Consider the following 1,638-nt stretch of genomic DNA (forward strand, 5'->3'; position numbering starts at 1 on the left):
CAGCTCCAGCACGCGCCCGGCATACCCGCCCGGCGTGGTGGGCGCGGGCGCCGGAGCAGGCGCAGGGGCCGGGGCGGTCGCCGCCGTCACGGTCAGGGTGAAGTCCACGTAGGCGCTGCGGTAGGTGGTCAGCGCGGCGCGAATCACGGCGTTTCCGGCGCCCGTGGCCGTGACCAGGCCCGTCTGGGACACGCCAGCGACGCCCGCGTTGGTGCTGGTCCAGGTCAGCTCGCCGGGCTGCGCGGGGCGACCCCCCACCGTCACGTTCAGCTGCCGGGTCTGCCCCACGACCAGGGTCCCGGCGCTGGCCTGGGCCTCCAACCGGTCCGCGGCCGGGGCCACGGCGGGCGCGGTCGCGGAGGGGACGGTGGAGCCAGAGGGCGCCGAACCGCACGCCGCGAGAGTCAGGAGACCGCCAACCAGCAGAACTTGCTTGAGTGCAGACATGGACCCCATCAGACCAGACCCGGGGAGGTAGGACGTGAGGCGGGGACTCTCATCTCTCATGCCGGAGCAACGGCGTCCCCCACAGCAAAGGCGACCCCACGCCAGTTGTTTCGCCTTAAGGAATCTCCAGACTTCTCACCAGAAGTGTGACCTTTCCGCCCTGTCCAGGGGTGAAGTCACGAATTTTCATCACCGTTCATGAGGAGGAACGAGACCCGGGCCACCTGGGAGAGCGGCGCGGGGGAGCCGGAGGGCAGGCTGGCAGACAGGGGGGCGCCGAGGCTCGCCGCCGCATCCAGCAGCGGAGCGTCCACCGCCGGGTCGAGGGTGCCCCACAGGTGCGCCCGTCCTCCCACCTCAGCCGCCTGCCACAGCAAGGCCCCCACCGCCTCCCCGCCCGCGTAGGCGAGCAGCAGGGCGTATTCGCGCCTGTTCTCCAGCCTTCCCGCCAGATGCCGGGCGAGCGCGGCACCCCACTCCGGCGTGCCGTGGGCCTCGGCCAGCACCGCCGCCCACTGCGGCAGATGCAGGCGCGACACCTGTTCCACCACGAACGGGGACAGCACCGCCCCCGCCCGGTAGACCCCGACCCGCAGGGCGGCCACCTCCCGCTGCTCCTGGCTGCCCTCCACCACGACCAGGGGCGGCTGACCCCGTACCTGTTGCCACCCGGCCGCCTCGCGCACCCGCTCAGGCGCCGCGTCAGGCAGGTAGACCGCGTTCAGGGCGAGCACATTCGTCCCCGGCGTCTGGAGGGCCAGGCCGCCCGCGACCTCCTCCCGCCCAGACGCGAGCGGCCCGAAGTAGGCGAGGAGATCGGCCAGGGCAGGGGACAGAGAGGGGGCCATACCCAGCAGCCTAGACAAAAGCAGGAGACAGGAAAACGCGCCGTCTCCGGGTGGGGAGGCGGCGGCGTAGTGGTGACCCCAACGGGACTTGAACCCGTGTCTGCGCCTTGAGAGGGCGCTGTCCTGACCGCTAGACGATGGGGCCGTCCGGGGAGTGCGGGAGGTCCGCCCGGGGGCGGGGTCAGGCGCGAAGAGAGAGTGTAGGCGGGAAGGCGGCGGGAAGTCAAGGCCCCCCGTTACTCGAGGTCGTCGTAGTGGTGCAGCAGCGCCGCCTCAGGGTCGCCCCCCGCGTGGTGGTGGCGGGCCACCAGCCGGGCCACGCGGGGCCGCGCCCCCGCCCGCG

The 1,638-nt window shown here is 72.8% G+C and carries 2 protein-coding genes, 1 tRNA gene and 1 pseudogene; all 4 read right to left on the reverse strand.

The genetic code is table 11. The features are described from left to right. Positions 1-447, reverse strand: a 447-nt coding sequence (locus QOL99_RS16910; protein WP_285525549.1) for an Ig-like domain-containing protein, incomplete at its 3' end; no start/stop codon positions are given. Positions 448-623: 176 nt separating this feature from the next. Then, positions 624-1,295 carry a GNAT family protein gene (locus tag QOL99_RS16915; RefSeq protein ID WP_285525551.1) on the reverse strand — a complete coding sequence of 224 codons (672 nt, stop codon included), beginning with the start codon at positions 1,293-1,295 and terminating at the stop codon, positions 624-626. A gap of 70 nt (positions 1,296-1,365) precedes the next feature. Beyond that, positions 1,366-1,440: transfer RNA gene (locus tag QOL99_RS16920), tRNA-Glu, on the reverse strand. Positions 1,441-1,531: 91 nt separating this feature from the next. Then, positions 1,532-1,638: pseudogene (locus QOL99_RS16925) on the reverse strand (phosphohydrolase); the annotation flags it as partial.

Origin of the sequence: Deinococcus rhizophilus (assembly GCF_030271215.1) — a bacterium.
Classification (GTDB): domain Bacteria; phylum Deinococcota; class Deinococci; order Deinococcales; family Deinococcaceae; genus Deinococcus; species Deinococcus rhizophilus.

Bases quoted from the DNA above. Each gene is read 5' to 3' on its own strand.
- QOL99_RS16915 (WP_285525551.1), bottom strand. From the start codon at position 1,295: ATGGCCCCCTCTCTGTCCCCTGCCCTGGCCGATCTCCTCGCCTACTTC.